The 24,292-nt window shown below is 46.2% G+C and carries 15 protein-coding genes, 1 tRNA gene and 1 pseudogene; 7 read left to right on the top strand and 10 right to left on the bottom strand.

Annotation, left to right across the window (positions count from 1 at the left end; all coding sequences use genetic code 11):
* Nucleotides 1–19: 19 nt before the first annotated feature.
* Both NC994_RS24385 and NC994_RS24380 read right to left on the bottom strand, forming a co-directional pair.
* Nucleotides 20–1,399, bottom strand: coding sequence for an ABC transporter substrate-binding protein (locus NC994_RS24385; RefSeq protein WP_190434595.1), 1,380 nt, complete (start codon nucleotides 1,397–1,399; stop codon nucleotides 20–22).
* 189 nt (nucleotides 1,400–1,588) lie between these two features.
* Nucleotides 1,589–1,680 (bottom strand) — tRNA-Ser (locus tag NC994_RS24380).
* Between the two features lie 613 nt (nucleotides 1,681–2,293).
* On the opposite strand from NC994_RS24380, the gene NC994_RS24375 reads away from it, so the two are divergent.
* Both NC994_RS24375 and NC994_RS24370 read left to right on the top strand, forming a co-directional pair.
* Nucleotides 2,294–3,574, top strand: a complete 1,281-nt coding sequence (locus NC994_RS24375) for a glycosyltransferase family 1 protein (RefSeq protein ID WP_190434593.1) — start codon at nucleotides 2,294–2,296, stop codon at nucleotides 3,572–3,574.
* A gap of 589 nt (nucleotides 3,575–4,163) precedes the next feature.
* A complete protein-coding gene (locus NC994_RS24370; RefSeq protein WP_199299568.1) occupies nucleotides 4,164–5,813 on the top strand; it encodes an ATP-binding protein in 1,650 nt (549 codons plus the stop codon).
* Between the two features lie 29 nt (nucleotides 5,814–5,842).
* Here the strand turns inward: NC994_RS24370 and NC994_RS24365 are convergent, their stop codons facing one another.
* Entirely contained in the window at nucleotides 5,843–6,631 is a 789-nt protein-coding gene (locus NC994_RS24365; RefSeq protein WP_190413201.1) for a mechanosensitive ion channel family protein, read from the bottom strand.
* A 54-nt stretch (nucleotides 6,632–6,685) separates the two neighbouring features.
* Here NC994_RS24365 and NC994_RS24360 point away from each other — a divergent pair, with 54 nt between their 5' ends.
* A complete protein-coding gene (locus NC994_RS24360) occupies nucleotides 6,686–7,255 on the top strand; it encodes a GNAT family N-acetyltransferase (protein ID WP_190434590.1) in 570 nt (189 codons plus the stop codon).
* Between the two features lie 111 nt (nucleotides 7,256–7,366).
* Here NC994_RS24360 and alr read toward each other — a convergent pair whose 3' ends face one another.
* Nucleotides 7,367–8,605, bottom strand: coding sequence for an alanine racemase (gene alr / locus NC994_RS24355; protein WP_190434587.1), 1,239 nt, complete (start codon nucleotides 8,603–8,605; stop codon nucleotides 7,367–7,369).
* 486 nt (nucleotides 8,606–9,091) lie between these two features.
* Between alr and NC994_RS24350 the strand changes: the two genes are divergently transcribed.
* On the top strand, nucleotides 9,092–13,099 hold the full coding sequence (locus tag NC994_RS24350) for a PAS domain S-box protein (protein WP_190434584.1): 4,008 nt from the start codon (nucleotides 9,092–9,094) through the stop codon (nucleotides 13,097–13,099).
* Nucleotides 13,100–13,449: 350 nt separating this feature from the next.
* Here NC994_RS24350 and uvrA read toward each other — a convergent pair whose 3' ends face one another.
* The 3 genes and pseudogenes from uvrA to NC994_RS24335 form a co-directional block, all read right to left on the bottom strand.
* Nucleotides 13,450–16,452: an excinuclease ABC subunit UvrA gene (uvrA, locus tag NC994_RS24345; protein WP_190434582.1), complete on the bottom strand. Its 3,003-nt coding sequence runs from the start codon at nucleotides 16,450–16,452 to the stop codon at nucleotides 13,450–13,452.
* Nucleotides 16,453–16,560: 108 nt separating this feature from the next.
* A pseudogene (locus tag NC994_RS24340) lies at nucleotides 16,561–16,689 on the bottom strand (Uma2 family endonuclease); the annotation flags it as partial.
* Between the two features lie 43 nt (nucleotides 16,690–16,732).
* Nucleotides 16,733–19,006, bottom strand: a complete 2,274-nt coding sequence (locus NC994_RS24335; protein WP_190434576.1) for a glycosyltransferase — start codon at nucleotides 19,004–19,006, stop codon at nucleotides 16,733–16,735.
* A gap of 229 nt (nucleotides 19,007–19,235) precedes the next feature.
* On the opposite strand from NC994_RS24335, the gene NC994_RS24330 reads away from it, so the two are divergent.
* A complete protein-coding gene (locus NC994_RS24330; protein ID WP_190434573.1) occupies nucleotides 19,236–19,667 on the top strand; it encodes a DM13 domain-containing protein in 432 nt (143 codons plus the stop codon).
* Nucleotides 19,668–19,692: 25 nt separating this feature from the next.
* Entirely contained in the window at nucleotides 19,693–20,418 is a 726-nt protein-coding gene (locus NC994_RS24325) for a DUF4079 domain-containing protein (protein WP_190434572.1), read from the top strand.
* 143 nt (nucleotides 20,419–20,561) lie between these two features.
* On the opposite strand, the gene NC994_RS24320 is transcribed toward NC994_RS24325, so the two are convergent.
* From NC994_RS24320 to NC994_RS24310, 3 genes are all read right to left on the bottom strand, one after another.
* Nucleotides 20,562–21,053 carry a hypothetical protein gene (locus NC994_RS24320; protein ID WP_190434569.1) on the bottom strand — a complete coding sequence of 164 codons (492 nt, stop codon included), beginning with the start codon at nucleotides 21,051–21,053 and terminating at the stop codon, nucleotides 20,562–20,564.
* A gap of 208 nt (nucleotides 21,054–21,261) precedes the next feature.
* Nucleotides 21,262–21,909: an HAD family hydrolase gene (locus NC994_RS24315; protein ID WP_190434566.1), complete on the bottom strand. Its 648-nt coding sequence runs from the start codon at nucleotides 21,907–21,909 to the stop codon at nucleotides 21,262–21,264.
* Nucleotides 21,910–22,174: 265 nt separating this feature from the next.
* Nucleotides 22,175–23,368 carry an NAD(P)/FAD-dependent oxidoreductase gene (locus NC994_RS24310; RefSeq protein ID WP_190434561.1) on the bottom strand — a complete coding sequence of 398 codons (1,194 nt, stop codon included), beginning with the start codon at nucleotides 23,366–23,368 and terminating at the stop codon, nucleotides 22,175–22,177.
* A gap of 212 nt (nucleotides 23,369–23,580) precedes the next feature.
* Between NC994_RS24310 and NC994_RS24305 the strand changes: the two genes are divergently transcribed.
* Nucleotides 23,581–24,243 (top strand): phytanoyl-CoA dioxygenase family protein, encoded by a 663-nt coding sequence (locus NC994_RS24305; RefSeq protein ID WP_190434559.1) that lies wholly within the window; start codon nucleotides 23,581–23,583, stop codon nucleotides 24,241–24,243.
* Nucleotides 24,244–24,292: the final 49 nt, after the last annotated feature.

Below are 24,292 nucleotides of genomic sequence, written 5' to 3'. Positions count from 1 at the left end.
CTTTTGCCTTTGTACTTTTTTACTTTTTGCTGGTTACTTCTACTTGGGGGCTGACTTTGCCGGTCACAGCTAGACTACCCGTAGGTTCCACTGCCCAGACATCGTAGCTACCCACCACATCGCCATTAGCATCAATATCTACGTTACCGCTAGCTCCCTGGTAGTTAATCTCCTCACCCTTACGCACCAGTTCTAGCGCTTGACAAACATCGCTTACTTCTGTGCCAGGGGCATTGGCGACATCGCGAATCTTACTTTTAATGCCTTCGCCGGTATTTGATTTAGCGTCTTCGGCTGCTAGTACCATCAAAGCGGCAGCATCCCAGGCATGAGGGACATAGGCGCTCAATCCCCTTCCGGTTTTCTCTTTCCAAATCTTGGTGAACTCAGCCAGTGCTGGGCCATTAGCACCGGGAACCGTACCGATTGCCCCAGCTAATATAAATTTATCATCGCTGGTTTTGCCGACCTGTTCGGGAAAGTCTTCCGAATAAGCACCATCGGTTAGCATCACCTGGACGCCTTTACTGAGACCTTGCTCGTAGGCAGATTTTAAGAACAAGCTGCCGGTTTCGGCGTAGACAACCGCTGCTACCGCATCCGGTTTGCCATTAAATGCAGCTGCTGCCTCGCTTTCAAAAGTGGCAGCTTTAGGGTCATAACGAGTTGGCTTTCCTTCGTTGACGACAGTCCCTCCTAATTTTTTGAAGGCTTGTACAAATTCTCTTTCAAAGCCAACTCCATAGTCGTTGTTGATGACGACAGTGGAAACGCGCTTAAATCCTCTGTCACTAGCTAGTTTTGCTAAAGCCTGAGCTTGATAGGTATCGGGGGGAGCTGTCCGCGCCCAATAACCTTGAAATTCTCCTTTTTTGGCTCGTTCGGTAAAGACTGGGCTGGTGCTACCCGGTGAGATAAACATCACCTTGTTGCGGACAGCAACAGGCACGGCGGCACTAGAAACGCTGCTGGCAAAGGAACCGACGACGCCAGCAACTCTATCTACTTCCGTTAATTTGGTCATTCCTGCGGTGCCAGCGTTGGGATCGGTTTGGTCATCTTCAGGAATAAATGTGACTGGCTGACTATTGACGCCGCCACACTTGTTGACGGTGTCTATTAACAGGCGGATAGCATCTGGCAGGGGTTGCCCTACGGAAGATAGGTCGCCAGTGGTCGGCAGCAGTGAGCCAATCTTGAGTCCGGAACCGCTGGTGGCTGGGGTAGAACCTGTAGTCTGGGCGGGGCTACTGGTTGTACTGGTTGGCGTGTTATTACCTGGCGTTGTTTGAGAGGGGTTTTCGCAAGCAACGGTTAGAAAACTTGTCGTAATGGTGGTAACTGCTAGGGCGATCGCCCAACTCGGTTTGATATTTTTGGCTGAAGCGGGTCTGCTCATTTGGGTGTTTAACTCTTCAACAGTCCACGATTGAAATCAAATATTTTAATTGATCTCAGTTGTTTAAGAATACAGCCATAACTTCTGCCAACATTTTAGCTAGCAGAAGCGATCGCTGTGAGACGTCAAGAGTGAGGCGTTTGCTTTTCCCGATTGGGCTTCGCTACTTGTCTGTTTTCGCTTTTAAAACGGAGAGGGAGGGATTCGAACCCTCGGTACGGAGTTACCAACCGTACAACAGATTAGCAATCTGTCGCTTTCGACCACTCAGCCACCTCTCCTAGGTGACAAATATAGATAATAGCAGATATTAATCAATTGGTGCTGCTGTCAAAAAAATTTTCTTTTTTTTGATGCCCGATCGTGCCGAGTGAGTCTTCGCAGTTGCAGGGAAAGCCATGATTCATCCTCGTCGTTGTGGTTGTTTGCTTCTTTCCCAATGCCTTAGTATAATTACCTATTGTTAAATTTCTTATGGCTGGCAAAGAAATCTAATAAATGCTTACAACCCGCTTTCTTTAAGGCTTGGGCGATTTAAATATTCTCGCGTTTCACAATTAAATCTATAAATTTTCACTTCCCTGACCGTTGGAGGACGGAAAAATGGGAATCCATTCGCTACTCTGGCGATTTATATGCCCTTTGGCTTAAAATTTTATTTCTTTGGGGGGAGGTCATGATACCCAATGATACCCACCCGTCCCCCGGAAGGTTGAATATAGTCAGGTAGTAGATTCTCTCCCGTAGTTGATGTTCATCATCAACGGCGAAGCTTATCCTATTAGCACAAGTAAAGATTCCTTAAGTTCCGGTGGGCTAAACAGGCAACTAAGTAGAATAGTCAACCCCTGCTTCGCCCTGAACGTCGTTGAGTGAAAAAATCGATATAAATATATGCTTTCCACAAACAACCAGCACATTGCTCTAATTTCCGTCCACGGAGATCCAGCAATTGAAATCGGTAAAGAAGAGGCTGGCGGTCAAAACGTTTATGTACGTCAGGTGGGTGAGGCACTTGCTCAACAGGGGTGGCAAGTAGATATGTTTACCCGCAAAGTTAGTGGCGATCAACCCACGATTGTTCAACATAGCGCGAATTGTCGAACAATTCGCTTGACAGCTGGTCCTGAAGAGTTTGTCCCAAGAGACAATTTGTTTGAGTATCTGCCAGTGTTTGTCGAACAGATGCTCAAGTTTCAGCAGCAAGAAGGCATTGAATATTCTATAGTACACACAAATTACTGGCTCTCATCTTGGGTGGGAATGGAGCTGAAGAAAGTTCAACCCATCAAACAAATTCATACTTACCACTCTTTGGGAGCCGTCAAATATAAGTCAGTTTCGACGATTCCCTTGATTGCTACCACGCGGCTAGAGGTAGAAAGAAAGGTTTTAGAGACAGCGGAACGGATTGTTGCCACCAGTCCGCAAGAGAAAGAACATATGCGATCGCTCGTTTCCACAAAAGGCAACATTGATATCATCCCCTGCGGCACCGATATTCGCAAGTTTGGTTCCGTCACCCGCGAAGCAGCAAGAGAGAAACTGGGAATCGACGCCGATACCAACGTGGTCTTCTATGTGGGTCGATTTGATCGACGCAAGGGAATTGAAACACTCGTTCGCGCCGTTGGCAAGTCCCAGATGCGTCAGCAAGGCAACCTGAAACTATTTATCGGCGGGGGTTCTCGTCCCGGTCAAAGTGACGGTATCGAACGCGATCGCATTGAAAAAATTGTCGGCGAACTGGGGCTGCAAGACATCACCTCCTTCCCCGGACGGTTGGGTGACGACACCCTGCCCGCTTACTACGCCGCCGCTGATGTTTGTGTCGTACCCAGTCATTACGAACCCTTCGGTTTAGTGGCAATTGAAGCAATGGCTTCTGGAACGCCCGTCGTTGCTAGTGATGTCGGCGGACTCCAGTTTACCGTCGTCCCCGAAGAAACGGGTTTACTGGCACCCCCGAAAGATGCCGTAGCGTTTGCAGCCGCGATTGACCGCATTCTCGCCAATCCAGAATGGCGCAAGCAGCTAGGTGAGAAGGCAAGAGTTCGGGTAGAGAAGATGTTTAGTTGGGATGGCGTAGCGACTCAACTAAGCGACCTTTACATCCAGTTATTGAAAGAACAACCTGCACCAGAATTAGAATTGGTCACTCAAGTCAGCGCCTAATTACGCAGCAGCTTGTCCTGGAAATACCCTACAAAGACTTCTAGTTGTACGAGTAAGATTAGTACAACTAGAAGCCTTTATTTTACTGTATACTTTTTTCCAAATAAAAATTATTCTACATCTACAGAATGATTATTTAGAAAAATTCCCTTTTTAAAGCAACCATTTGAGTGTTGCTCGCTCTCAAATTATCCGGATTTTCAGGAGATTGGCTGCAATTTATTAGTGATGGAATAAATAAAATAATGGGTTGGAATTGGATGATGTTGTTATATATATACTTTATTTAAATTTTACAATCCGATTCTAAGTTCCCTTTTTCCATCCAAAATCCTCAACCTAAAATGGTGTTAACCTCAAGTAACACAGTACCGCTCGTGGCGTTGATAGTAATTCACGTTGATACCAATTCACGTTGATACCAATTCACTTTGTACTTGTGACTTTAGTAAGAGCGCATAGTCGTGTGCTTACGTTCATATACTTACAATCAATTAAAGAAAGGGTATGAATGACCTATGATAATCTCTAATTAAGCGTGCAGAATACCAGCGTGAAACGGCTATTTACAACAGCATGGAACCTTCTTTTGAACGCTATTCAAACCATTTACAGTCGTCTTTTTAGAAAAAAACGTCGCCAGTTACGTCGTCAGCCCCTCCGACAAGACGCCTCAATCGATTCTGAATTGAATCAAATCAACCTCACCCCATCGAAACCGACAGAGGAAATCAGCAGCAGCCCACCCATCCCCATCAATGAGGCAGATAGGCTCAAAGCGCTGAATCGCTACAAGATTCTTGATACTGCTCCTGAAGAAGCATTTGACGATTTGACGGCTCTGGCAGCCTATATTTGTGGCACTCCCATTGCTTTAGTCAGCCTCGTCGATTCTAATCGGCAGTGGTTCAAATCAAAAATCGGTCTAGAAGCAACGGAAACGCCAAGAGACGTGGCATTCTGCGCCCATGCCTTGGTGCAACCAGATGAGTTGTTGATTGTGCCCAATGCCTTAGAAGATCGGCGGTTTTCCAACAACCCGCTCGTGACCTCAGACACCAATATCCGGTTTTATGCGGGTACCCCTTTGGTAACATCTGATGGCTATGCTGTCGGCACCCTCTGCGCGATTGACCGGATTCCACGTCATCTTACCCCCGAACAGATGGAGGCACTGCGGGCGTTGGGGCGTCAAGTGGTCAGCCAGATGGAGTTACGGATTAACCTGGATAAATTAGAACGGACTGTCAGCAAGAGTCGGCGAGTAGAGCAAGCACTCCGCCGCAGTAATCAACGACTGCTGCAAACCCTCAAGACATTACGAAATACTCAAGCCCAACTGATTCAGAGCGAAAAAATGTCGAGTTTGGGTCAATTGGTTGCTGGTGTCGCCCATGAAATTAACAACCCTGTCAACTTTATTCACGGCAACCTGCCCTATGTTAGTGCCTATGTTCGGGATCTCCTCGATTTGCTAAACCTCTACAAAAAGCAATATCCCCATCCCGATGGCGAGATTCAAAAAAAAGCAGAAACAATTGATGTGAACTTTCTAGTAGAAGATTTACCAAAAACTTTGGCTTCTATGAAAGTGGGTACTGACCGTATCCATCAAATTGTTTTTTCGTTGCGAAACTTCTCCCGATTGGATGAAGCCGAGATGAGACGAGTTGATATCCACGAAGGGATTAATAGCACGCTTTTAATCCTTCAGCATCGGCTTAAACCCACAGCCCAAAATCTCGGCATTGAAGTGATTAAAGAGTACGGAGTCCTTCCACCCGTTGAGTGCTACGCAGGTCCCTTGAACCAGGTATTTATGAATATCTTGAGTAATGCGGTGGATGCTCTAGAGTTGTCAATGGTCAATAGTCAGCCGTCAATCATTCGTGAAACAACAACTGACCTAGAGACACGATTAATCGTGTCTCTACCCACTAGCAGTGCTTGGATTCGCATTAGCACCAGCCTTTCTTCTGACCGATCTCATGTAGTAATTCGCATTGCGGATAATGGCCCTGGCATACCGGAAGAGATTAGGGCAAAGATATTCGATCCATTTTTCACGACGAAGCCTGTAGGGAAAGGCACGGGAATCGGATTGTCGATTAGCTACCAGATTATCGTTGAGAAGCATGGCGGGGTACTGAAGTGTCTGTCTGAACCAGGACAAGGAACAGAGTTTCGGATTGAACTGCCGATTCACGGGAAAATAATGAAGATGAAGGAGCAAGAATGATCCCGCGCCTTTCAGGAGTAGGCAGAAGACTACAGTGACAATTCTGGCTCTCGCAGAGCTTCTTTCACCAGCTGTTGTACTTCGGAACGGACGTGATCGTAGGCTTCAGATGCACACCAAGGACGGAGATATAAAATTGTTCCGGTTGCTGAGATGGAAGCAACGTGACAGGTCGTTTTTGGTTCTTCCAAAACTAAGGGATGGGGTTGAATTAAAGACAAAAGTAGGGTGATAGTCGGTTCGATCGGGCGATCGCCAATATCAATGTCTAAATCGACTCGCCGCTTGCCGAGTACGGTGGTATTTTTCAGCGTCCCGCTAAATAATTGCCCGTTCGGTACTGTAATTACTACGTTGTCTCGCGTTACTAGCGTAGTCGAGAAAATGCCGATGGCATCCACCACTCCGGCAGCCCCCGCCCCTTCAATAAAATCGCCTACCTCAAACGGGCGCAAACTAATCAGCATCACACCAGCGGCAAAGTGAGATAAGGTATTCTGCAATGCTAAGCCGATTGCTAAACCAGCCGCCCCCACTACCGCGACAACGCTGGTCGTCTCGATTCCCAACCTGTTGAGAACAGCGACCATCCCGACGACCAGCGTGAAAATCTCGGCTACCTGAATCAAGAACTTGCGTAAGGTTGGCTCTGTGCGACTTAGCGCTTTGCGGGTAAGACCTCCTACCCAACCTACAGCTAATCGGGTGAGCAGCAGAATTGTCGCTGCCCAGAGAAGGTTCTGTAGAATCTTAAAATACGCTTGGCCAATCAGGTAGTTCCATAACTGCGATGCAGCTTCAACAGAAATAATATCCATTTTCAATCGTTTTTCACTTCCAATTAATATATCTTTTTTTATAAGAATACTGGAATGAATTCGGAATTTAAGCTAATTTATACGCCTAGATTGTTATTACGGATGGGAACTCAACAAGATGTGCCTGAGATTGTCAAATTTTACCGGAATAATCAAGGGCATCTATCTCCCTGGCAACCTTTTTGGCCTGTTAATTTTTTAACCCATGAGTTTTGGCAAGAGCAAGTTGAGAAAAACATTAAAGAATTTGAATGCGATCGCTCTTTAAAATTATTTATTTTCAAGAATGGGAATTTCTCAGAAATTATTGGCAATGTTAGCTTTCACGGGTTTATGCGGGGTGCTGCCCAATTTTGTTATTTGGGCTATAATTTAGCAGAATTTGAACAAGGTAAAGGCTATATGACGGAAGCATTGCACTTTGCCATAAATGATGTCTTTGCACAATTAGATATGCACCGGGTGATGGCAAATTATCTACCCCACAATCACCGGAGTGCTAATTTACTGAAAAAATTAGAATTTGTTGTTGAAGGATATGCTAGAAAATATTTATTTATTCAAGGTGAATGGCAAGACCATATCTTGACCAGCTTAACGAATAAAAATTGGCAGAGGAAATGAATTTTTGTCTGCCACTATTCTTATTCTCAGCTATTCTTATTCTCGGTAGGGGTACGGCACTGCCGTACCCCGGCATCTAGAAGCAAAGACTTGCAAGTATTTCAACTTGCGTCAAGACGATGTAGCCTGTTCTGATTCCAGGGGTTGACCGACTGCTACGCGAGGGAGGCGATGCTTGAAGCCGCAGAGAATTTCCCAGGAAATCGTGCCTAAAGTCGCCGCCCAGTCATCCGCAGAAATTTCGGCGTTTCCTTCTTGCCCCAGCAGAGTGACGACTTCGCCAGTTTGTAAATCGGGGATTGCGCTGACATCCAGCATCAGCTGATCCATTGTAATCGCGCCGATTTGCGGTACCGGCTGACCTCGGAGCAAAACTTGCATTTTGTTGGAGAGGTTGCGGGGAACCCCGTCGGCGTAGCCAATGGCGATCGCGGCGAGGCGCATATCCCGGCTAGCGACAAACTGATGCCCGTAGCTAACTCCCGTACCTGCTGAAATATTTTTTACTTGCGTTACCCGTGCTTTTACTTTCATGACGGGTTTGAGGTCGATGACAGACTTTAGATGGGGCGCGGGGTAAAGACCGTAGGTTGCTAAACCCACTCGCACCATGTCGTAGTGTAAGCTTGGGTCGCTTAAAGCGGCAGCTGAGTTGGCGAGGTGCAGACGGGGAGGCGTCATTCCTGTAGTTTTGATAAGAGCGATCGCTTCCTCAAATCTGTCTTGTTGCTGTCTCATTCCCGTGGGATCTGGACTGTCAGCCGTTGCTAGATGAGAGTAGATACTGGCAATTTTGAGATGGGGCAATCGCTGCACCAAGGAGACAAACTCCGCTGCTTGCTGCCAGGGAGTGCCTAGGCGAGACATCCCGGTATCTAATTTTACATGAACCGCTAAAGAACGATTTAAAGTGCCTAATGTCTCGGAAAAGACTAAAGCTTGCTGAGGCGTGCAGAGAGTCGGCTGCAAATCCCAGTGAGCGATCGCTTGCACTTGCTCGGTCGTATTACTGGCACCTAAAATCAAAATCGGTGCCTGAATCCCCGCTTCCCGCAGTTGAATTCCCTCTGGAATCGTGGCAACACCTAGCCAACTTGCACCGGCTTGGCAAGCAATCTCGGCAACCGTAATGGCACCATGACCATAAGCATCCGCCTTCACCACCGCCATCAGTGCCGTTTTTGGGGAGAGAAAACGCCTCAGCTGCCGCACATTATGAGCTAAAGCGGCTAAATCAATTTCTACCCAAGCCCGTTCCTTGAGCGCTGTAAAATTTTCTCGCTGTATTTGGGAAAGATTGGGGTACCCAGAAGAAGGCATCCCGACAGGAGTCGGCTCCCAGCTTAGCATTAGACTCACTCCTCACTCACTCACACCTGTTAGTTTAGGACTTACGCCTTCAAGCCATTACTACACTATTGGTATATCTAGCTTTAGCGTTCATCGATTCCGTCTAGAGAAAACTCTAGGGGAAGTCCTACAGTTAACAACTTAGAGTGAGCGATCGCGTCCGGATCGTCAAGTAGTTTCTCGTTGTTATTGATTAGAGACTGTAGCTGTCGTTCTGAACGCAGCTAGGATGTTGGCATCCAACCCTAACCTTCCTCCTGTTGGGTTTCGGGGTTTTCGCCATCCAGGGTGCTTCTCGAACACAGCTTGTTGACGCAGTATTTAGCGATCCCGCTTTTCGTCAAACGTCTGGAGGTAGATTTTGGCAGAAATCGTATCGAATGCCGAGTTTACGAGGAACAATAAAGGAGATAATTTGACTTCCCCTCTCAACACTTAGCTAGGACGGGTCAACCCGCCTTTACAGGACGGACTCAGCACTAAAGCATGAGACTGCGAACGAAGACACTAATGGTCATTGGCGCGACACTCGTCGGTCTGGTAGGGGTGCTATATGCTACCTCTTCCATCGTTTTGTTGCGGAGCCTCAAGCACGCTGAGGATCAAAATACCCGTCAGATGGTTAAGGCAGTTCTGAATGTTTTTGCCCAAACTGGCGATGACTTTAGTTCTGGATTTCTCGATTGGTCGGCGTGGGATGACACCTACAACTTTATTAACAACCCAAACCAAGCTTATCGGGAGTCGAATCTAAATCCAGAATCGCTCTACAACTTGCAGATCAACTTGGTGCTGTATATCAATAACAGCGGTGAAATTGTCTTTGGGACTGGGTTCGATCTGAAAAGTCAGAAAAAAACACCGATTCCACCGGCCCTCAAAGAACACCTGGCTCTCAACGACCAGCTTTTAGAGCGTCCCAATTCTCATCGCATCCTGTCGGGAATCATTCTGCTTCCGGAAGGGCCAATGCTGGTTAGTTCGCAGCCGATTTTGCCTTCAAATGGCAAAGGTTCTATCCGAGGAACTTTGATCTTCGGGCGCTATATAGACGATCGAACGATCGAGAAGTTGGCAAGAATTAACCGTTTGCCCGTGATGATGTACGGGATGAACGATTCTCAAATGCCTGCTGACTTTCAAGCCGTGCGTTCTGCTTTTTCAGAACAACGCCCAATTCTGGTGCGATCGCGCGATGAAGACACGATTTCTGGATACGCCCGGATTAAAGACATTTATGGCAAACCGGCTTTGCTGTTGCGGGTGGATGTCCCCAGAGAAATCTACAGGCAAGGAAAGATTCGCCTAGTCTATCTCATCTTGTGTCTGTTGGTAGTAGGACTGGTATTTGGTGGAGTGACGCTGCTGCTGATAGAGCGATTGGTGCTATCTCGGTTGGCAGCTTTGAGTGGGGAAGTTCGGAAAATTGGCGCGAGTAGCGATCTTTCGCTGCGGGTATCGACGCCCGGAAAGGATGAATTGTCCAGCTTGGCACTGACGATTAATGGGATGCTAGAAGCGTTGGACAAATCTGGACGCGATCGCATCGAAAGCGAAGAACGTCATCGCGCCGTGGTTGAGCAAGCTTCAGAAGGGATTGTTCTGATTGATGCTCGCTCTTCTCAAATTCTGGAAGCCAATACTGCCTTTAATCGCTTGCTCGGTTACAGCCATGAAGAAATTCTACAGCTGACCCTTTACGATCTCATTCCCCACACCCAAGACAGCGCTGACTTAAATATCAACCAAATCCTAGTCGATAAACAGCACTACCTAGGCGAACGACGCTACCGGCGTAAAGATGGAACGCTGGTGGATGTGGAAGTGAGTGCCAACTCGATTTCCTATGGTGGCAGAGAGGTCGTGTGTGGCGTGGTTCGAGATATTAGCGATCGCAAACAAGCCCAAGAAGAAATCCGTTTGTTGCAGACGACGACGCAAGCGATCGCGGATGCCTCAGATTTTCACTCAGCTTTGCAAGTCACGCTGGGCAAGGTTTGCGAGACAATCGGCTGGAGTTTTGGGGAAGCTTGGATTCCCCACCCAACGGGTGACTTTCTCGAATGCAGTCGGGGTTGGTATGGCGGTAAGGAGAAAGTATCCCCCGCCTTGAAGAAATTCAGACACTTCAGCCAGAAGCTCACTTTTGCATCCTGGAACGGATTGCCGGGACGAGTTTGGTCATCGCAGCAGCCAGAGTGGATTGATGATGTTTCAATTCAGCCACCAGCCGTTTTTGATCGTGTCGCAATTGCACGAGAAAGCGGATTGAAAGCAAGTTTCGCCATTCCGATTATTGCGGCAACGTTTTGGGAATCGTCCCCCCTGCCGATTCAGGACGGGCAAAGCGCTGGGGTGCCCCTACAGCAGCCACAAGTGCTAGCTGTTCTGGTTTTCTTCAGCTTCGACAGCCAGGAAGAAGACCGGCAGATGGTGGAGCTAGTATCGGGCGTTGCGGCTCAGCTGGGTTCCGTCATTCAGCGCAAGCAGACGGAAGCCGCACTCCAAGAAAGCGAGACTCGGCTTTGCAGACAGCAGCGGGCGCTGATGGAACTGGCTACGTGTCAGGCTTTATACACGGGCGATTTGAGCGCGGCTTGGCAGGAGATTACCGAGACAGCCACAAACACGCTGGGCGTCGCACGAGCGAGTATCTGGCTTTATCAACAAGAAATCGTTGAGACTCAGGAACCGGCTTCTACCACATCCCAACCCAATCCAAAATTGCTCTGCGTTGACTTGTACGAAGTCACTCAGGAGCGGCATAGCTGGGGCATGGAGCTGTACCGAGTAGACTATCCAGGCTATTTCCAAGCACTAGAAGAGGAACGCGCGATCGCGGCTTCTGATGCCCATACCGATCCTCGGACGAAGGAGTTTTCCGCGGCTTATTTAGCTCCTTTAGGCATTGCTTCGATGTTGGATGTCCCGATTCGGGTAGGTGGACGGACGATGGGGGTGCTTTGTCTGGAACACATGAGTACGCAAAGGCAGTGGGCGTTGGAGGATCAGAACTTTGCGACTTATTTAGCGTATATGGCTGCTTTGGCAATGGAAGCGAGCGATCGCAAACAAGCAGAAACCGCCCTCGCGAATAGTGAAGCGAAATTTCGCTCGCTGATTCTCAACAGTTCGGATCTGATCGCCATTTATGACGCAGATGGCATTACCCGCTATCAAAGTCCTTCGATTGTGAGTATTTTGGGCTACCAACCAGAGGAATTGACCGGGGTACACACCTTGGGCATGATTCACCCAGAGGATCGTCGCCGCGTTTTAGAAGCTTTCCATGAGGCGCTTAACAACCCTCAGAGTGTTTTTTCCATCGAATATCGTTTTCCCCGAAAAGACGGCTCCTGGTGTTTTCTAGAATCAACTGGGAGCAATTTGCTAGCCGATCCCTTCGTGGCAGGCATCGTTGTTAATTCCCGCGACATTACCGAGCGCAAGCAAGTGGAAGGCGCACTTCGGCAAGCCGAAGAACGATATCGCAGCATCTTTGAAAACGCAGTTGAAGGCATTTTTCAAACGACACCGGATGGACGCTTCATCAGTGCGAATCCTGCCCTCGCACGCCTTTATGGCTACTCGTCCCCGGAGGAATTAATCGCCAATGTGACGAGCGTTGAGCGGCAACTTTATGTTGACCCAAACCGACGGACGGAATTTATTGCTGCCATGCAAAAGTATGATTCTGTATCTCGGTTTGAGTCTCAAATTTACCGCCAGGACGGCAGCACTATCTGGATTTTGGAAACCGCCCGCACGGTAAAGAATTCTCAAGGGAGAATTCTTTACTACGAAGGCACTGTCCAAGATATTACCAATCGCAAGGTCGCAGAAGAAGCACTGCGCTATCAACAGGAACAATCGGAACTGCTGCTGCTCAACATCTTACCTGCCCCGATTGCCGAGCGATTAAAACTTCAGGAAAGCACAATTGCCGATAGCTTTGCCGAAGTTACCGTTTTGTTTGCTGATATTGTTGGCTTTACCCAACTTTCTGCCGATACATCACCCACCGAACTTGTCGAATTACTCAACAAGATATTTTCTGCGTTCGATCGATTGTCCGAACTGCATGGTTTGGAGAAAATAAAGACAATTGGGGATGCCTATATGGTTGTCGGCGGTTTGCCAATGCCCCGCAACGATCATGCCCAGGCGATAGCTGACATGGCGCTGGATATGCAAGATGCGATCGCGCTATTTAACCTCAAAAATGCGAAAAATTTTCAGATTCGAGTCGGCATTAGTACGGGACCCGTCGTTGCTGGCGTCATTGGTATCAAAAAGTTTATCTATGATTTGTGGGGCGATACGGTAAATACAGCTTCTCGGATGGAATCTCACGGTCTGGCGGGTCGAATTCAAGTCACTGCCACTACCTATGAGTTATTACGAGACGAATATGTTTTTGAGGAACGGGGTCTTATCCATGTCAAAGGCAAAGGTGAGATGACAACTTATCTTCTAATTGGCAGAAAAACTTGACTTACTTTGCTTTCAATATTGCAGTTCTCGGTTGGGTGCGGTACATCTGTAGGGGTATGGCAACCAAAAGCCCCTACTGAATGTTAGCGAAATGTTAGCGAGTAGGTTGGGTTAAACGACGGTGAAACCCAACCATTGTTTATGTGTTTTGGGTTAAGGAAAAAAAACAACCAACGCAAGTTTTAGATTTTCAGCTATCAAAGCCCATTGCTGAATTCCTTTAGTTACTTCCTTAAGAAAATTCACCTTTTTCCAGACAGGCATCTGGCGAAAAGCCAGTATTAAAAATCTGTCGATTTCTGGACTGGTATTGCGCGATCGCGGTTAGTAGATTGACAAATTAAAAGTTGTCATTTTGGGGGATGCTGCTGCAACACTTGTTTCAAATATTGCCCGGTATAAGACCTCGGATTGTCCGCCACTTTTTCTGGAGTTCCCATCGCAATTAACTCTCCACCTTTATTCCCCCCTTCCGGTCCCAAATCGATAACCCAATCGGCGCAACGAATTACATCTAAATTGTGTTCGATGACTAAAATTGAATTGCCTTTATCTACCAATCTCTGTAACACATCTAGCAACTTGTGGACATCGTAAAAAGATAAACCCGTTGTCGGTTCATCGATTAAATAAAGCGTCTTCCCGGTAGCACGACGAGAGAGTTCCGAGGCTAACTTCACTCGTTGCGCTTCACCACCGGAAAGAGTGGGCGCAGTTTGCCCTAAACGGATATAACCGAGTCCCACATCTACCAAAGTTTGCAACCGTGTTGATGCTTTAGGGATATTTATAAAAAATTCCAAAGCTTCTTCTACGGTCATGTTGAGAACATCAGAAATAGACTTGTTTTTGTACTTGACTTGTAAAGTTTCTCGGTTGTAGCGATCGCCTTTACAAACTTCGCACTGCACGTAGACATCTGGCAGGAAATTCATCTCGATCACATTCACGCCTTGTCCGCCACAAGCTTCGCAGCGTCCGCCTTTAACATTGAAAGAAAATTGCCCCGGTTTGTAACCTCTCGCTTTTGCTTCTATCGTTTGTGAAAATACATCTCGAATCGCATCAAATATACCAGTATAGGTCGCTGGATTAGAACGAGGGGTGCGTCCAATTGGAGATTGATCGATGACAATTGCTTTATCAATTGCGTTCAATCCCTTAATCGCTTCCAAGTGTTTCGGGAAGGGAACTTTGCGGGTGAGGTGGTGTTGTAAGGCTGGGTAAAGTAATTCGTTAATTAGGGTAGATTTGCCAGAACCAGAAACGCCGGTGATGCAGACAAGTTTACCCAGTGGAATTTCGACATCTATATTTTGTAAGTTGTTGCGGTAGGCATTTTTGAGAATGAGCGATCGCCCATTTCCCTCTCTCCTCTGTGCAGGGGTTTCAATTACCTGCCGTCCCGACAAATAAGCACCTGTTAGAGAATCTTCTGCTGCTAACAAGGTCTCCAAGTCACCTTGAGAAACAATTCTTCCGCCATGAACGCCCGCACTAGGACCAATATCAACAATGTGGTCAGCCGCACGAATCGTTTCTTCATCATGCTCGACCACAATTAATGTATTGCCCAAGTCGCGGAGTTTAATTAAAGTTTGCAGCAAGCGCCCATTATCCCGCTGATGCAGCCCGATACTCGGTTCATCTAACACGTAAAGGACGCCGGTTAAACCCGAACCAATTTGGGTGGCGAGGCGAATTCGTTGCGCTTCCCCGCCCGAAAGTGTCATTGCCGGACGGTCAAGCGTCAGATAATCTAAGCCAACATCGAGGAGAAATTGCAGCCTAGCTTTAATTTCTCTAAGTACCAAATCGCCTATTTGAAACTGGCGATCGCTCAATTTTAAATTATTAATTCGTTCTCGGCTTTCCCCAATATCAACGCTTGTCAAATCGAGCATCCGATACTGTCCCAATCGCACAGCCAAGGCTTCCGGTTTCAATCGCTTCCCGGCGCACACTTCACACGGCTGCTCGACGAGATATTGCTCCATTTTTTGTTTAATGAGTTCGGAACTGGTTTCATCGTATTGCTTCTGGAGGATAGCAATAACGCCTGCGTAGCGTCTAAAATCATTTCGACTTTCGTTCCAGATTGATTTGTCAGCACCATGCATAATGATGTGCTGCTGTTCTGCTGTTAGCTGATTCCAAGGTGTCTGAATTTCAAAGCCATACGCTTGTCCGACATTGTATAGAAGGGAGAGATAGTAAGAATTATCCTTTTCTGACCAAGGCGCGATCGCAGCATACACCGGCGACTCCGGAAAAGGTACCAATAACTCTGGTGAAAATGTCCGCAAGCTACCCAATCCATGACACTGAGGACAAGCACCATAAGGGGAGTTAAAGGAGAACAATCGCGGAGAAAGTTCATCCATCACCGCCCCATGTTCCGGGCAAGCAAAGTTTTCTGAAAAGACTAATTCATTGGAGCTTTCCTGATAGGAATTCTCAGCGTTTGTAGAATTTTCTTGCCCACTTTCGTTTTTTGTGGTATGTTCCGTGTACGAATTATTTATCTGGTCGGATTCGTTAGGTTTCGATGTATCATTTAATAACTGAATGACCGCAATTCCACTGGCATGACGCAGACAAGTGCTGAGAGAATCGGTTAGACGCTCCTGAATACCGGGTTTCTTAATCAGTCGGTCAACGACAATTTCAATCGTGTGTGTATAATTTTTATCTAATTCAATAGAATCGGACAGTTGAAACACCTCTCCATCAACTCTGACGCGAGCAAATCCTTCAGAAACCAGGCTGGAGAGCAATTTTTGATGGGTGCCCTTTTTGCCGCGCACTACAGGCGCTAAGATTTGAAAACGGGTGCCATCAGGCAGTTCCAGGATGCGATCGCACATTTCATCAATCGTCTGAGGTGCAATCGAGCGATCGCACAGAGGGCAGTGAGGCTCACCCGCGCGTCCAAACAGCAGCCGCAAATAGTCGTAAATCTCAGTTACCGTGCCAACCGTTGAGCGGGGGTTGTGAGAGGTTGATTTTTGGTCAATTGAAATTGCCGGACTCAGTCCCTCAATCGCATCCACATCTGGCTTATCCAACTGCCCTAAGAATTGCCGCGCGTAGGCACTCAGGGACTCCACGTAGCGCCGTTGTCCTTCTGCAAAGATGGTATCAAAGGCGAGGGAAGACTTGCCAGAACCAGAGACGCCAGTAAAGACAATCAAGCGATCGCGCGGTAGTTCTAGATCGATATTCTTTAGATTGTGCTGCCTAGCGCCGCGAATGCGAATCGCGTTCTGGCTGTTTTGATTTACACCCGTGGAATGGTGCCCATTTGAGGACTCAGTTGGTAAAGCATCCGAAAGATTGACACGGTCAGACATGAGGGCAGAGCGAAACAGTGCTTAACGATCTTAGCGCTGGCAAGAGGCTGCGCTGGATGAGTTAGCCAATTAATCAATTTATCGCTAACCGGGCGGGTAACTCAGCGATCAACTAAGCGCTAATACATCTTCATACAAGGTTGCGATCGCGCACCTAAAATCAACACTAGCCAAGTGAACTGCTTCCCCTCCGCCGTAGGGATCGAGAACCCATCGCCCCTCAGATCGCCTTCTAAACAGTCTTTTGGGGAAATGTAGATATCGCTTTTGCGGACAGTCATTAAATTTTGGAGACAGCGATCGCTCTCACTTGTGGCTCCCTATCAAACAAAATTCGTGGGCGAAGTAAAATTTTTAAAATCAGCAACAAAGAACCAAACTCTCCAGGAGCCTCCCGGCGTTTCCATTGACCTGGGCGGCAAAATAGCATTTCTACTAGACGCCGATATTGTTTGAGGTTTAATTTCTCAAAAGCCACTTGCACCGTTGGATACTCACCTCTAAATCCTGTGTGGATAATTTTGCCTTGCAATTCTAATTTTTCTTCCATAATTTCTAATGTCACTGGCAACATTTCACTGGTATCATTCGCTAGCCCTTCGTGGGTTAAGGCAATTTGGGCACCTGCTTCCGAAATTATTGTAGTAATGCCCCAAAACTTCTGCCCAGCAACATTCAGGCGGATTACCCTTCGTAAATCAAACCATTCATAAATATCTGGTTTAGGGACATCTAATAAAATTAACAACGCAATGCCAATCATTAACAAGTTATAACCGCTCCAAATCCAACCCAACCCGATACCTTTATACACTTCAGTTGCTCCGTAAGCTTCTAGCCTTTGCCAATTACCCGTTATTATGCACATTCCTAAATTTCGCCACAAACTGACAGCACTTGCTATAAACAAAATAATCAAAGGCCATGCTAAATTCCAGTTAAAAGAAAAACGATCGCGTGATATTCCCTTAGGCGTTACCTTAAACTCTTTAGAAAAAGGCTTCAGCATTGCTTGAATTACAGTTAGTGCTAAAGGTATGCAAAGCACCAACGTGTAAATATCCGTGAGCAAAGCTGACCGAGAACGATAATTTAACCAGGAAAAAACTGAAAGTTGCACGACATAGTAAGGTAAAAAATAATATAATAATTCACCAGTCATTGCCCGAATAGGAATAACACCGAAAAACGAATAAGCCAAGGGTATAAACAGGAAATAAACCCGCGACAAACTGGTAAACCAATGTAATAATCCTTCTAAATGAGCCAGCCTTTGCAGAGGACTAAGTCCTGAAATCGTTAACGGATTTTCCTCAATAAAGAACGCTTGTAAAGTGCCTTGTGCCCACCGTAGTCGCTGAGTAGCATGAGCGGCAATATTTTCTGCGGCTAATCCAGCACTTAACTTTTCATCTAGGTAAATTAATTGGTAGCCTTGGGCAGATAAACAAATGCCGGTGAAGTAATCTTCGCTTAAGGAGTTGGTGGCAAAGCCACCCGCTGCTTCTAAAGCACTACGCCTAACAATGAAAGAAGTTCCAGAGCAAATAACACTACCAGCTGCATCCCGAATCGGTTGAATTTGTCGGTAAAACACTTCTTCTTCTGGCGTTAGGACGTGTTCTAATCCTAAATTGTAGGCAATTGGATCGGAGTTATAAAAGCTTTGGGGTGTCTGTACCAGGGCAACTGTTTCATCTTGAAAAAAACCTACAGTGCGAGTAAGAAAGTTTTTAGTCGGAATAAAGTCTGCATCAAATACAACAATTAATTCTCCACTTGTTTGAGGGAATGCATGATTTAAATTACCGGCTTTTGCATGTCTATTATCAAGTCTGGTTTTATATTCGCAGCCCAACTCCTCAGCCAATTTATGCATTTCTGGGCGTTTTGTATCATCTAGCAAATAAACTGTTTTATTGGGATAATCTAAAGCTTGGCAACCAATAATTGTGCGTTTAACAATAAATACAGCTTCATTGTAAGTAGGAATAAAAATATCAACAGTTGGCAGAAAGCTGCCATCAATCACACTTCTAGCCATTTGGTCAGCTTCACAATGTCGCTCTTTGACGTTCAGCATCAAAAAAAGCTGAATCGTACTACTACTCAACATCAACATTTCCATGAAAAATAACCCCAAACTGAAAACCCCATTCAGGGGGTCAGCAACATTCAAAGTTGAGAGCGATCGCCATACAATATATCGACCCGTTAACCCCAGCAAAATCCCCACTACAAAAAACCGAGACCAAGCATCGGTTTTTGGAGAGATTTTCCTTATTATCAAAACAATTACTAGCAAAGCAACCGTAGGAACTAGTAGGTATTCACTTTTCATGGGCGCTTGCAGCCACAGGGGTGGATTCTCTTGTAAAGTATTGAGTTCGGCAAACATCTGACTAATTTTCCCTTCACCCGCAAACCACGCAGTAGCGATCGCAGATGCAAAGACAACAATTCCTACCATGAGCAGCGTTGCCATCCGAAGGCGGAAAATTCGTTTTAGGACTTGACGCTTTGAGATTTTATTTTTAATGTATGAAGTCGTCATCGCTGTAATTTCCTAATTCAAAGTTGTTTGATAATCAGTTAATTATAGGTTTTTTTAAATTAATAGTAATATACTAATTTTCAATTATGCACTAACTGAAAAAAATATTAGACAATACGTAATGTTGTTTATTTTTATAGTAATTACAACTTTTATATATGCTCTAAAGTTTTACCTAATTACTGGGGGTTAATAAGACTGTTTAAGCACTAGATAAGCTTAGTAATCATTGAAGCTAAAAGGTATTACAATAGAAGCCAATTTTAATCAGCCAAATGTTCAGACTGCACCATTAACTGGATCATCTGCTACATCGGTAGCACAGACGCCTACACAATCTGGGACTTTTCAGGGATCAGAACATCATACCCAAGGAACTGTGCGCTTGGTGACAGAAAATGGAAAACGCTATCTGGAGTTAGATCGAGCTTTCAAAACTGACAATGGCCTGGATTTATTCGTCATTCTGTATCGTTCTGAAAAACCTCCAACAAATGGCATTAAAGAGAAAGATTATATAAGTATCGGTCGCTTGCAAAAAATAAGTGGTGCTCAACGCTATGCTATTCCTGCTAGTGTCAATCCAGCAGAGTTTGGATCGGTGGTGATTTGGTGTCGCTTATTCAACCCTACCTTTGGCTTTGCCCCTTTCAGTAGCTAAAAAATCAACGCATACTGAGGTTGTTATGGAAATTGCAGATTTGGCGGCTTTAATTCATCCTGCGATCGCAATTGCAGTCGTCTTCCCTCTGATTGGCATTGTCGTCAACCGCGCTTGGCAGACTCGCCAACGCCGCTTACAAAATTTAGAAGGCAAAAGTAAAATTCCGCCAGTGGTTGGGCAAGAACACGTCCAATTAGGCAAATGGCTTTCTGGTGCCATTGTCGGAGTTACCCTTATCGGGCTTGCTTACCCAATTTTTGAGCATATTTTGAGCAAGCAAATCTGGAGCCAGAAACCTTTTCAAGTTGTCTTTATCGTCCTAATGTTTGCGGCTACCATTGCCTCTTTAATGTTGCTCTACAAAGCCAAACAGCGGCTCTGGCGCGGCGTTTTTGCAACCTCAACCGGCGCAGGTTTAATTATTCTCGGCTTCCAAGAAGGCGTCTATCGTCGGGACAACGAGTGGTTGGTGTCTCACTACTACATCGGCATCGCAGCGGCAATGCTGATGATTTTTTCGTTAGCAATTATTGAAGATATCTACAAAGATCGGTTAAATCGCTGGCGCACCATTCACATCATTTTGAGCTGCATTGCACTCTTAATGTTTGTAGGACAAAGCATGACTGGTACGCGAGATTTACTAGAGATTCCTTTAAGGTGGCAGAAACCTTATGTGGATTGGCTTTACATCCAGCAGTGCAACAGTCAGCCTTGCATCATCCAAGTAACACCTGCAAAAAATTAAGTGACTCAAGTTTTAATCTGGCTACAAAATTAGCGCGATCGCTCCCATCAAACTGCTTTAATGTTGGTCGATGCTCTTTCTTCCTAGTCAAATGGAACGAAGGATTTTTCTTAGATGCTTTTGTCATGTGATTTTTATGAAAACTAAGCGCTGAACAGCTTGTATAAAAACTCCTTAGATTTTTTGGCTTCAATTTTAAAAGGAATTATGCATAAAAGACAACCAAATACAAACATCCCAAGGGGCATCAAACCAGCTATGCCTATTCGACTATCTGATAGCAATGCCAATAGAAATCCTACTCCGATGCTGCCAGTCATACTCAACCAGTAGCCCATAAATATTAATACAAAAATATGCAATTTCATAGTTATATTGATTGAGCAACCAATAACTTGAGGGAAAATTTTGCCTTTGATAATTGGTAAAAATGAATTTCGGGAATGGATAATTCTAGATATTTGGAAACTATCATCATAAATTTTACCTTCATAGGGTTTATGCGATCTTGATGCCGAAGACCAAGAATTTCTAAACGTCTTAGGCGGTTCAATGACATCAGCCAATATTCTCTTGACTTCTTCTGAATCTAGATTAGTTGTAATAGTGAAATTTTCATAAGGTAGAAAAGACATCTATGACTCCTTGTTGACGAGTTACGCGATCGCTCCAAGCAAGTAGAAATGATGCAGTAGCATGGCTCGATTAGCACAGTTGCTCTTGAGTCACGATGGTGAAACTACAGGCAGTAGCACTTGAAAAAAACGATCGCTGGCCGTATCGCGCTATACGTGGCCTTTCGCTGCCACAACTACACTGTTACATCATGTCCCAACCCTCTACTTACTCAGTGCGCTTTAAAAAAATGCCCTTGAGTCCGGCTGCTTTTGCTCCTTGATAATCCTCTTTATGACTGTCGCCAATGTGCCATGCTTCCTCAGGCGAGCAGTTATGTTTCTCCAACGCAGCGGCAAAAATTTTGGGATTGGGTTTGGCCGCACCGATTTCCGAGGAAATGGTGACAGAGGTAAAAAATTCAATTAAATTTAGTGATTGCAAAACCGAGTAGATACGGGAATCGAAATTTGACAATACACCCAGCTCAATTTCCATTTCCCTCCATTTTTCCAAAGCTATAAGAACATCGGGATAAACAAACCAAGGTTCCGCGGTGGAGAAGTAGGCGTAGAGTTCGTCAAAAAAATTGGAAAAGTCTGAAAATTGCGGCAAGACGCCAACTTGTCCAAATGTAGAAAGCGCGATCGCTTTCCACCACTCAAATTCCCGATCCGGGATTTCTTGGGGTTCTGCGCTTGGAAAAACTGGCGGCGGTGCGGCTTTAAAGCTTTGGTAAAAGGCTGGATTCACCACCTCAGCAGAGACTTGGACGCCAAACCGACTGGCGATCGCGCTATACGCCTCTCCTACACTGCCCCTCACACCAAACATGGTGCCCACGGCATCGAGAAAAATAACTTTGGGGCGCTTCATGCTACCTTAGCGTTCCATCTCAAGATCGCAAACCCAACAAAACCAGCGATTAGATTCATCATCATGTCATAAATCCTATCTCAGTATTGATGCTCCCACAGCTCTACTTCCTTAAAGCCGTGGGAGCGTCAATTCCTTCCTAAACGTAAGGGCACGAGACAAAGCCTCGCGCCCCTACATGAGAATCTAAGAGATAAATATAGTGAAACTGTATAAGTGGGCATTGCCCACCTTTGACTCCAAGCCGATAACCCTGCATTCCGGATTACTTCGAGAACATTTCCAACAAGGGTTGGGCAATCCAATTGAATCCGACTTTCAACTGATGGTTGAGCGTTGGCATCCGATACAGATATGCCAGACGCCGGAAGAGATAGGCAAGGGAACCATCCAGCTTTACTCCCATGCCGGTGAAAGTAGCGTTATCCGTCCCCAAGGTCATGATTTCGCCGAAACTCTGATAGCGGAAGGGAAGCAAAGGACGCCCGGTCAGCGATGCCCAGATATTCCAGGCAGTATAATCTGATTGCTGGAAGGCAGATTGGGCAGTTGCCGGTATTTGCTGACCGTCAGCGTCGCGAGCGTCCGAAAGGTCGCCAAGGGCAAAGATTTCTGGATGGTCAACCACTTGTAGAGTCGGCGTAGTGGTAATTTGACCGCGTTGATTGTGTTTGAGTTCGAGCGATCGCACCGCCTCTGCCATTTGCGTTCCCACCGTCCATAGCACCAAATCCACTGGGATTGGGTCTACCTGTGCTTTGTACACTAGCGAGATCGTAGTCGGTGACATCGACTCCACTGCCGTGTCCAAATCGATCCACACACCCCTTTCTTCTAAAGCTTTTCGCGCCGCTTCCCGGTTAAAATCTGGCGATGTCCGGAGAATCATATCAGCTTGTTCAATTAACCGGATGCGACCTCGTTCGCCAAGGCGATCCGCCAACTTGCAAGCCAATTCAACCCCACAATAACCCGCCCCCACAACGGCGATGCGAATTTTATCTGTTTCCGACTCTTCCAAAATTCTCAGCCGTTCTTCCAAGCGGTAGGCGTGAGCAATCGTCCGGAAAGGAAACGCATATTCAGCTGCCCCCGGCACCATATCTAGGGGCGTCTCTCCACCCAGGGCTAACACCAAGCGATCGTAGGAGAAGGCAGGGCCATCATGCAAATGTACCAGTTTTTCCTGAATATCTATTCCAGCCACAACGCCCTGGCAGAAGCGCACACCCGTGTTCGCTAAAATCTCTTGAAACGGTGGGGCAATTTCCCAAGTTTGCAGTTCCCCGGTGAGTAGTTCATACAGCAGGGGCGTGAACAAAAAGCGGTCATCTCGATCCACCAGGACAATTTCCGGACGTTCCGATTTTTCCCAAGGCAACTGGCTCAAGCGCAGGGCAGTGTAGAGACCGCCAAAGCCGCCACCGAGGATACATATGCGTTTAGGTTGCTGGGTCATGGTTCTAGTGAGTGGGCGATTCAAGCGCAGGGCAACTAACTTACAGGATAACAATACAATCCTTCAAGCAAGGGGGTTGTCCAATTATGTGATTTGATAACGTTCGTCTAATCGCTGGCGCTGGGGCGGCAGTAGCCTCGCACCTCTCGTTCCTGGGCTGCTGCCTGATAACGAGAATAAGATGTGAGAATAGCAACTTTAAATACTGAGTGATGATCGTCTTACCTGAGAAAACCGTCCTCACTTCTTTAGGTTACGAACTCGATTGCAGCAGCGAAGCTTTTGGTTATTTAAGCGATTCTTCAAATTTACTCAATCAGCCCCAGAAACTGCGCCAGCGGATGCAACAAGACGGGTATTTATACCTTCGGGCACTTCTAAATTCCCAAGAAGTTTGGCAAAGCCGTCAGGAAATTGCCGAACTCTTAGCCGCAGAAGATTGTCTCAAAACCGGACACCCGATTCTAGAATGCGTGGCAAAACCGGGATTAAAAATGCATTTTAGACCCGATTTAGCAGCCCAAAGTCAGGCAATTAAAAAACTGCTTTATTCGGGTCGAATGATGGAATTTTATCAAGTTTTTTTAGGCGGAGATGTCCGACCTTTCGATTACACCTGGTTAAGGGCAATTGCCCCCGGTCATGGTACTTATGCTCACTGCGATATCGTGTACATGGGACGGGGAACTCATGACCTTTACACAACTTGGACACCGTTGGGCGACGTATCTCTGGAGATGGGAGGGTTGATAATTTTAGAAAACTCGCATCGGCTGGAAAGGATTAAAAACGATTATGGGCGCAAGGATGTCAGGGCAAGCGCATCTCAAATGCTATTGACAAGCGGGTTGAGAGTTCTGATCAATTTGGGTTAAACAAGCAGCCAAAATCTTGAGCATGTAATTATTATCCATAGCAGCTCGG

The organism is Trichocoleus sp. AS-A1, assembly GCF_039962015.1.
Lineage (GTDB): Bacteria > Cyanobacteriota > Cyanobacteriia > Cyanobacteriales > FACHB-T130 > FACHB-T130.
Note: the sequence above shows the minus strand (reverse complement) of the source record. Positions and strands in the feature narration are given on the sequence as shown.

Bases quoted from the DNA above. Each gene is read 5' to 3' on its own strand.
- NC994_RS24385 (WP_190434595.1), bottom strand. From the start codon at position 1,399: ATGAGCAGACCCGCTTCAGCCAAAAATATCAAACCGAGTTGGGCGATC.
- NC994_RS24375 (WP_190434593.1), top strand. From the start codon at position 2,294: ATGCTTTCCACAAACAACCAGCACATTGCTCTAATTTCCGTCCACGGA.
- NC994_RS24365 (WP_190413201.1), bottom strand. From the start codon at position 6,631: ATGGATATTATTTCTGTTGAAGCTGCATCGCAGTTATGGAACTACCTG.
- NC994_RS24360 (WP_190434590.1), top strand. From the start codon at position 6,686: ATGAATTCGGAATTTAAGCTAATTTATACGCCTAGATTGTTATTACGG.
- alr (WP_190434587.1), bottom strand. From the start codon at position 8,605: ATGCTAAGCTGGGAGCCGACTCCTGTCGGGATGCCTTCTTCTGGGTAC.
- NC994_RS24350 (WP_190434584.1), top strand. From the start codon at position 9,092: ATGAGACTGCGAACGAAGACACTAATGGTCATTGGCGCGACACTCGTC.
- uvrA (WP_190434582.1), bottom strand. From the start codon at position 16,452: ATGTCTGACCGTGTCAATCTTTCGGATGCTTTACCAACTGAGTCCTCA.
- NC994_RS24335 (WP_190434576.1), bottom strand. From the start codon at position 19,006: ATGACGACTTCATACATTAAAAATAAAATCTCAAAGCGTCAAGTCCTA.
- NC994_RS24325 (WP_190434572.1), top strand. From the start codon at position 19,693: ATGGAAATTGCAGATTTGGCGGCTTTAATTCATCCTGCGATCGCAATT.
- NC994_RS24320 (WP_190434569.1), bottom strand. From the start codon at position 21,053: ATGTCTTTTCTACCTTATGAAAATTTCACTATTACAACTAATCTAGAT.
- NC994_RS24315 (WP_190434566.1), bottom strand. From the start codon at position 21,909: ATGAAGCGCCCCAAAGTTATTTTTCTCGATGCCGTGGGCACCATGTTT.
- NC994_RS24310 (WP_190434561.1), bottom strand. From the start codon at position 23,368: ATGACCCAGCAACCTAAACGCATATGTATCCTCGGTGGCGGCTTTGGC.
- NC994_RS24305 (WP_190434559.1), top strand. From the start codon at position 23,581: ATGATCGTCTTACCTGAGAAAACCGTCCTCACTTCTTTAGGTTACGAA.